This is a genomic window from Edaphobacter sp. (genome assembly GCF_035532915.1).
In the GTDB taxonomy this organism is placed as follows: domain Bacteria; phylum Acidobacteriota; class Terriglobia; order Terriglobales; family Acidobacteriaceae; genus Edaphobacter.
Genome location: NZ_DATKQC010000194.1, coordinates 1 through 8085, shown reverse-complemented (window position 1 = coordinate 8085; position 8085 = coordinate 1). Strand labels below are relative to the sequence as shown.

Genomic DNA, 8085 nt, shown 5'->3' with positions numbered 1-8085 from the left:
TAGCGTTCGACACCCATTCGGCTGCCTTCGGCTCGGTGGTCTTGAGAAATATCTTGGTGGCCGGCTGCGAGAGCATGACCTCGGCGAGGTGTCCGTAGATGACCTCCAACTGGGCTTTGCCCTGGAATCCGAGGACAAGCGGGTTCTTGGATTTCCGGTTTTCGGTGATCGCGGTATGCAGTTGAGGCAGCCGTTGCAGGCTGGCAAGCTCGTCCAAAACGAACCATACCGGAGTCTGTTTGTCCTGCGGCGCGGTCAGCAGCCGCATGACGAGCAGGTCGATCCAAAGACTATGCAGCGGCCTCAACGCCTCGCGCTCGGTCGGGCTGGACGTAATGAAGATCCATCCCTTCCGGGTGACGGACCACTCGGTCGCGCTCCATGTCTTGTTCTTTGCCTGCTCCTTCGTTGGGAGTATACGCAGGCTGTCGGCAACCAGTCCGAGCGAGGCCAGAACGCCGTTGCGCTGCTGTTGCGCTCCCTTGGCGATCATGGCCTCCATCTCGGTGCCCTGTACCCGCTGGTCGATCTCCGCGGGCTTCGACAGCCATTCCACGAGCTGCTGCGGATTCGGCCCGTAGGTCAAGAGATGGGCAAATATCTTCTGCGGAGTTTCGGTAAAGAACTCGCCCTTTTTGTCACTGGTCGGCTGGTAAAGCGAAGCCGCGATGGCCTTCGCTTCCGCCTTCCGGCGAAGTTCTTCGGACGGTCCCCAATAGGGGCACCGCTCGTCCAACGGGTTCAGCACGATGTCCTCGCGCTTCTCGTCGTAGAACCTCTGGATGAACTCGCAGGCCGGGTCGTAGACGATGGCCGCATGGCCCCGGCTCTGAATCTGACGGAGGACTTGCATGATGAGTGTTGTCTTGCCTGCCCCGGTGTCGCCCATGAGTTCGATGTGTTGTGATTCGGCCTGCAGCGGTATCCGCATCATCTCTTTGGCCTCGGTGGTGACGAAGCCGATGCCATCGCCGCTTACGGTCCTGTTGAACTGCTTGGGCGTGAGCAGGACAGGTCCTTTGAGGCGACGCCCGTACTTCAGTTCCTTGCGACGGCGAATGTCCTTGCCGATGGAGAATGGGAGCTGAGCGAGGAGCGACAGGAAGCCGAAGAGGAGCGGAAGTTGGTAAATGTCACGGAGCTGTTCGTCGCCGAAAACCGCACTGCGGAGATAGGCGTTGAGGGGTGCATCGACGTAAGTCTGTGCGGGGCCGCGATACAGTATGCGAAGTCCTTGAACGGCTGCCTGACTGGATAAGGCGAGTGGTATGGTCTTGCCGTTGGGCGCGGTAGTCGTTCCCGCCTGCACGTCCGCTTCGGTCGCCAGCCGCGCAGCTCTCGCTCCGTCGCCGACATAAAGTAGTTGGTACTTGTCTCTCTTGTTAAATGCTGCGCCCGCCGCGCTTCTCGCATAGATCGGCGTATAGAACTGCTGTAAGGGAGTCTGCCCTCTGCTGAAGCGGAGGTAGACGAACATGCCCGTCAGCATCAGCGCGAAGAAGACTGCGCCGTAGGTGTAGATCGGCGAATGCGGCGGGAAGATGATGGTCTCTTTGCGGCCCCATTTTGGCGTATTCATCCTGCACGCTCCAGGTCTTGCAGCGCGTCTTCGGCGACGCTGCGTTTGCGTCTCTTGACCTCGGCGACCATGCTGTCGAAGGCTTCAGGCGTGAGCTTTTGGCCGGTGGCGAGAGGGCGAAACAGGTTGGTCAGCATCAGACGAATGCCCATGATCTCAGTCAACTCCGTGCTGGCCGCAGAGGTGCCAGCATCCCGTGCGAGTTCATCGCGGATAAGCTGGCGTATCAGTTCACCCCGTTGCACACCGCGACTCTTTGCAAGCGCATCTAGGTTCCGAGTTTCTCGGCGGGTCAAGCGAGTAGAAACGCTGCGCTCTCGGAACACCTCGCGCCGTTGTGCAGCTTCGGCAATATCGTCATCGCTGAGTAATGACATTTTTGCTCTCCAAATCACGTATTCGCGTGAATACATCTGTCTTCAGGTGAATCCGCCGTGCCGGTAAGTGTTTAGGTTCGTTGGCGCTGCTTCACGAATCCGTGTGGCACAGCTGCACGACCCTCGGAGGGGTGGAGTGTCAACATGCTTCCGGTGCGTAGCACCGTTTCCATCCCGCCACAGATTTACATGGAGAATCATGCCTTCAATGCCCGCACAGTTACCGTGGACTCCACCCCGGCATCGGCGTTCCCGTTGGGCTTCTTCGCGGGCTGTTCGGCTACTTCAGTGCTCGGGGCTTTCCGGACCCGCAACGTCGAACTGATCTGCTTCGCCTCAGGACTCTTCAAAAAGTCCTGAAAGTCGCGATCCTTTGAGAAGACATAGTTGAGTGCTTTATCCACCACATCGTCGGCAGACGCCTTAATGAAAGCGGCATATTGATCCACCTGGGTTGCAGTAGCCTCATCAAGCCGGACCGAGGCGCTGATTTGACGGGTTTGAGTGATTTCGAGCAGTGGCATGTTGATTCTCCTTGGCGCGTTGAATTCGGGTTCTCTGAACAAACCTGTAAGCGGTCGTGGCGATCTCGGCGACACGTTCAATTGAGAGAGCAGAGTCGTGCTGTTTCAGGGTTTCGATAACGGACTCAACATCGACGCCCCTACGGACCCATCGAACCGCGCTCGCGATGTCCACGGTCCGATGCGCGTAATAGAGAGGGCTCGGCTTGTCGGAGCGGATATTTGCAAGCGTCTGAACGACTTCCTGAGTGGGAATGCCGGCGTCAAGCTGAGCCATTACCCATCTCCAATCGCTCTCCGATCGGGTCTGCGATCTAAGCGGCCTCGGCTGACTAACTGTGGTGGGTTGAACCGCTGTATGCGTTGGCAATTCCAATCTGAAATCGCTTGGCGAATAGACGCATTGAATAGCGTGCATCTCTGAAACGACCGGAAAAGCGGGGACGTATTTTCGATTGAAGAAGCCAGGTAGACGGAACACCCTCGCACAGTCCGTGCAGGCACGGTCGCCGCCGAACTTCTGAGCGAGTCCTTTCAACATCGCTTCCTGCTCTGGAATCGTGAACCCTTGGACGCGCCAAATGACTTGATATTTATCCCTTGAAGTGCGGATTACAACACTGGGTGGCGGCACGTTATTAGACTCGCGGAGATTTGCTAGTTTGAGGTCGCCGTCCGAATCCAAATCAAGATACAACCCCTTTACAGCAGCGACTGCGCTCTTTGTCCGCTTCTTCGCACCAAATGAGAGCGGATTGATCGAGAAATAGATGTTGGCGCCGCGGGTATTCTCAAATGCAAGCCAACCCAGATAGTTCGACTTCATTAGGTCTGGGAGGCGAACGATTCGCTGCAGAGTTCGCGATGTTTCAGGATGACGGACGAGTAGCGCAAACGTGTCTTGTGGCTCAAACCATTCCGACAGAAATCGTTCGGCAATCTGCTGGCGCTTACGCATGGGTAAACCCCGCAGAAATGGAAGCTGTTTCACCGCCGTAAACGGGTTCAAATCTAAACTGCTCGGTGCGCCGGTCGTAGCCATTAAGTCGCAACACTTCCCGAACGGTTCGCCTTCCAGGCTGGCGTTCCACATGGACCACGAAGTCCACGGCCTCTGCGATTTCTGCTTCGGTATCGGAGAAGGTCGTCTGCGCGTGACCGCGCATGACGAGATTTGCAAAGCGACAAAGGGCTTTCTCGGCAGAGTTCGCGTGAATTGTAGCCAGCGATCCGGAATGACCTGTATTGAACGAATCGAGCAGAGTCCGTGCCTCAACTCCCCGGACTTCGCCGAGAATGATTCGGTCGGGACGGAACCTGAGTGCGTCCTTCAACAGGTCGTCGAAGGAGACGTAGGACTTGAAGGTATTCGTCTGAGATCCGGCCGCAACTATGTTGGGTTTCCGAATATGGAGTTCAGGCGTGTCCTCGATGACGACAATTCGCTCACAGTCTGGAATAAAATCCGCCAGTATCCGGAGAAGAGTTGTCTTCCCGGTCCCCGTTCCTCCGCTGATTAGCAGCGTCTTGCCATTAACAATCTGCTCTCCCAAGAACTCAGCGAGTGCACCCGATATTGTGCCGCGCTGAATCAGGTCATCGATAGTGAATCGGCGGCTGGTGAACTTGCGGATCGCCAGTGCTGGAGATGGCCGCACAATAGGTGGAATCCACGCCGCAAGCCTGCTTCCATCTGGAAGCTGCGCGTGCAATGAGGGATTGTCCTCATCAAGCTTCTTCCCGAGCTGATTGGCAATGACCTCAAGGCCGGTCAAAAGCTTCGCGGCATCGAACGTAACGGCATCTTCGTGGTGCATCTTGCCGTCGCGCTCGCACCACCAGGATGAATCAGGATTACCCATAATCTCGCTAATGCTGTCATCCAGTAGCAGCCCTTCTATTGGCCGGAGAAATGGGAGGATCAATTCGAAACTCATTGCGGGAGCCTCACAGAGATGGAAGCCCAGCAGGTAGCCAGGCCTCCGAGAGTGAAGAGAAAGGGCCTTAAGCGGCCACTTCCTCGTTAGAAGCATCGTCCTGCTCGCCATCTTCCGGCGCGGACTTCTCGGCCCGGTCAAGCTTCAGGATCGAGTCGACCTTGATCTCCCAAATGCGCTGCTTTGAGTCCGTCTTCTTGCTGTCGTACTCGCGGCTGCGCAGTCCGCCCTCGACCTGGATATGCGCCCCTTTCTTGAGGGTGCCGGCGAACTCGGAAAGCTTTCCGAAGACGACGCAACGGTGCCATTCGGTGTGCGAGATGTATTTGCCCTCTTTCTTGTAGGACGACTTAGTTGCCAGCGAGAGCGTGGTAAAGCTGCGGTTGTCGTTGGAGCGAACTTCTGCGTCGCTGCCGAGGAAGCCGATGAGGGTTACTTTGTTCTGATACATGAGGGTGTCTCCGTTTGTTGAATTTCCCGATCTTGCTTGGGTCACACCGGGCGAAGCCAAGCGAGTGGGCCCGGCTCCCAAGCGCCAAGCCGCGCTTTCTTGGAGGGTGCCCTTTAGGGAGGAACCATGACCCGAAGGGCGGCGTAGCCGAAGCAGAGCGGCGCAGTGCCGCCGGGCGCCGGAATGGCCTCGAAGCAGTGACCAAGCAAAAGTCGGGGTACATAACGGCAGACGCACACGGGACCAAAGTTCTCGTCGGTGGCTTGGCTGCAGAAGTCCGAAGCAATCGCAGATGCATTCGAGCGGCTTTGTCCGCCCAAGAACGAGAGGTAATTCTCGCAATTCTCACCGGATTCTCGCAGCATGTCTCCGGGACTCGCCGTTGCAAGCGTTCTTAGAGACAGAGAGGGTGAAGCAGCCGAATTGGCAGCGAGTCTGGACATCAAATCTCCTTTGGGAAGGCCGACTGTTCCCTTAGCTGAATGCCTGGTCTGCCCGGAACCGAACGATGGTCAATCCGAGCGGATTCACAGCCAGCTCATTGTTCTTTACGTTCTCGCGGAAAACGTAGGTCACGCTGGCTGTCCACCGTTCGCGCTTGAGTTCCGTGTGATCCGACGGATTCGTGAACACTTTTTCGAACTCGATCCGGGCGGAGTAGGGCGATTGACGCAGGTCGTCGAGGACTACTTCCTTCACCTCGACATCGACATACGGGAGGGTGCTGTCTTTGATGTATGTCGGGATGATATTGTCCTTCCGTTCCTGGTCAATCACAGCCCGTTGGACATCTCCGTTGAGAAAGTAGAGTGAGTTTGTCTGGTCCCGCTCAATCGTGAAGCGATTGCGGCTGAAATAGAGCTCTGCCCAGCGGGTCAAGTAATATTTGTTCTCCGCCTCTTGAGGGCGATATTGGAAGTTGCGATAATCAATGGCTTCGGCCCGTCCGACGTCGTTAATTCGAACGATCAACGGATGCATGTTGGCAAGCGCCTTCTGCCCTCTAAAAACGAGCGCAGCCAGGGCGAGGCAGACAACCGCGAGTACGAGGATGATGACCTTGAGATAGGTATTCACCACGAGCGGGTCTCCATATTGTTCGAGATACCGCTCTGCCGCGCGTGTGATCTCGGGTGTTGGCTTCGTCGCAGTCGTCATACAAGTCCTCCAGTTTCTCTAAAATCCCTTAAGAACCGCAGCGGTAATCAGTCCGCCCATTCCGCTGCCGTGGCCGCCCGTATGCCCTGAGAATAGCGATGCCGTCATTGCTGGAATCTTGAGCAAGATGAACCCTGTAACAATGCACAACATCAGGAGCGCAGGCATCAGGTAAATGAGATTCTTAGGATCATCGACGTTCATCGCACCGCTGGTGAGATAGCTAATCAGTAGATGGCTCATTACGCTCAAGGTTGCTGCGGCCACAACCTTATAGAACTCAAAGCCCAAAAAAGCCTTAAGCCATCCCCAAAACAGAAAGTCTGTTTTGTCGAATACCATCCATGGAATGAATACGGGGCCGAGTAAACCAATAATGGTTGCTCCGATGGCCCCATAAGCAATGATTACTGCAATTAAAGCGGTCAAAATACTCAGAATGATTTGCACCGTGTACGTGCAGAGAAGCGTGTAGGGCTCGGTCAAAGACGGTGACATCGTTCCCACCTTTGCCAGCGCGTTGTGGATCGTCGTTTGTACCTCTTGGGTCGAGTCGTTGCCGATGTAGTCGACCAGGCTACTGGTTCCCCCGCTGATGAAACTCTTCAGCGAGTACCCGATTCCTGGAATTGAGCCGTCATAGAACTTCACGAAACAGTATGCGAAGGTGAGGAGCAAGAAGAAATTCAGAAACTTTGCCATATTGAAACCCGGACCACCTTGCGCGGAGGCAAGCGCTTCCTGTACGCCGAACCAGGCCATCATGATTGTGGCAAGCGATAGCACCATATGCAAGCCGAGCGAATCGACAGATGGCGCTGCCGTCGCCGTGAGATTGTCGCATCCGTTCTTGATGAGAATTAAGAAGTCCATGCTTGCCTCCGGAATTTCTCAGTAGTGGAACGCCCATTGGGTGCCCGCTGTCGTCTGTTGTGGCGTCACCGAATTGAAAGTTTGTTGATAGCCATTGCCGGTTTGGAACAACGATTTGAGATTGTCCTGTTGCACCTTTTGACCGATCATCTGCTGCAATTGCTGGGCCTGGAGCATCTGATTGGTGTCCTGCTGAGCGCGCAATTCGATCAATAGTGCCTGGTTGATCCGTTGCAGGGTCGCCATCTCGGTATGCTGCGATGGATCGGATGAATGAGTGGCCGCTTCGAGCTGACTGATATCAGCCTCCCGCTGTGTGGAGTTGGCTCTTATAGTGCCTGCGGTCTGCAAGCTACTTGCGTTGACCGCATCAGAGAGATCAACCGTCGCGCCGCGTGCGGCGATGGCTTGTTGACCTTCAGGGCTCAAGGAGCCGTAGCCGGAGATCTGACCTGTACGCGGGATGCTGGCCGTTTGGTTGGCTGCAGAAGCACCGTAACCGGCCGAGGCAGCGTTCATCCACGGAATTGAGTTTCCATAGGTATTCGCCGGCTGAGTTAGGGTGGTCCACTGTTGACGTCCCAAATTGCTGTAGGAGGTGTAGAGCGCCTGCGGAAGATTGGCCATTTTCTGTGCGAGATTGTAGGCTCCGATGACGTTCCGTTCTGTCTCGACGGTAGTGGTATAGAGCTGGTTTGCCTGGAGAATCTGTTGGGCGGCGTGAGCCGACTGGGTTGGATCGAACACGATGCCCGAACCAAATTGGGCATAAGATATCGGCGCTGCGCTCGCAATGAGCGCAGAGAGAATGAACTGCTTTAGCATTGATGGATCCTCCCGATGATTACTGCTTTGCGCGTTCCTCTTGAAGCCGCTTTCCAGCTTCGCCAAGCTTCTTGCTCTCGTCGGTACACTTTTGGCTGAGTGTTGGCGGGACCTTCAGATACTCTGCCGAACAGTCTTTGGCAAATTGCTGGTTGAGCTGGTCGTATTCCTTCTGAAGTGCATCAACCTTTGCCTGGTGGCTTTCGCATCCAGCGAGCATGAATGTGAGAGTTGCGGTGAGAGCGATGAGTCCCGTTGTACGTCGCATAGACGCTCCTTAGAACGAATTGGGGATTGTATGGTTCTCGTACGCCGGGAGAAGCATGTCCTGGGTGAAATAGACCTTGACCCGATGACCCTC

At 55.7% G+C, this 8085-nt stretch carries 10 protein-coding genes; all 10 read right to left on the bottom strand.

The features are described from left to right. Positions 1 to 1579, bottom strand: a 1579-nt coding sequence (locus tag VMU57_RS09270) for a type IV secretion system DNA-binding domain-containing protein (protein ID WP_325382695.1), incomplete at its 3' end; no start/stop codon positions are given. Next, on the bottom strand, positions 1576 to 1956 hold the full coding sequence (locus VMU57_RS09265) for a ribbon-helix-helix protein, CopG family (RefSeq protein ID WP_325382693.1): 381 nt from the start codon (positions 1954 to 1956) through the stop codon (positions 1576 to 1578). The genes VMU57_RS09265 and VMU57_RS09270, both read right to left, overlap by 4 nt. A gap of 197 nt (positions 1957 to 2153) precedes the next feature. Then, positions 2154 to 2480 carry a hypothetical protein gene (locus VMU57_RS09260; RefSeq protein WP_325382691.1) on the bottom strand — a complete coding sequence of 109 codons (327 nt, stop codon included), beginning with the start codon at positions 2478 to 2480 and terminating at the stop codon, positions 2154 to 2156. Continuing rightward, complete coding sequence (locus tag VMU57_RS09255; RefSeq protein WP_325382689.1) at positions 2425 to 3438, bottom strand: DNA-primase RepB domain-containing protein; 1014 nt, start codon at positions 3436 to 3438, stop codon at positions 2425 to 2427. Before VMU57_RS09255 ends, VMU57_RS09260 begins: the two co-directional genes overlap by 56 nt. After that, on the bottom strand, positions 3431 to 4417 hold the full coding sequence (locus VMU57_RS09250; protein WP_325382687.1) for a CpaF family protein: 987 nt from the start codon (positions 4415 to 4417) through the stop codon (positions 3431 to 3433). Before VMU57_RS09250 ends, VMU57_RS09255 begins: the two co-directional genes overlap by 8 nt. 67 nt (positions 4418 to 4484) lie before the next feature. Next, positions 4485 to 4868 carry a single-stranded DNA-binding protein gene (locus VMU57_RS09245; RefSeq protein ID WP_325382685.1) on the bottom strand — a complete coding sequence of 128 codons (384 nt, stop codon included), beginning with the start codon at positions 4866 to 4868 and terminating at the stop codon, positions 4485 to 4487. A gap of 474 nt (positions 4869 to 5342) precedes the next feature. Further along, on the bottom strand, positions 5343 to 6026 hold the full coding sequence (locus VMU57_RS09240) for a VirB8/TrbF family protein (protein ID WP_325382683.1): 684 nt from the start codon (positions 6024 to 6026) through the stop codon (positions 5343 to 5345). Between the two features lie 18 nt (positions 6027 to 6044). After that, entirely contained in the window at positions 6045 to 6899 is an 855-nt protein-coding gene (locus tag VMU57_RS09235; RefSeq protein ID WP_325382681.1) for a type IV secretion system protein, read from the bottom strand. Between the two features lie 18 nt (positions 6900 to 6917). After that, on the bottom strand, positions 6918 to 7790 hold the full coding sequence (locus tag VMU57_RS09230; RefSeq protein WP_325382679.1) for a hypothetical protein: 873 nt from the start codon (positions 7788 to 7790) through the stop codon (positions 6918 to 6920). Beyond that, positions 7744 to 7992 (bottom strand): hypothetical protein, encoded by a 249-nt coding sequence (locus VMU57_RS09225; protein WP_325382677.1) that lies wholly within the window; start codon positions 7990 to 7992, stop codon positions 7744 to 7746. Before VMU57_RS09225 ends, VMU57_RS09230 begins: the two co-directional genes overlap by 47 nt. Between the last annotated feature and the right edge of the window lie 93 nt (positions 7993 to 8085).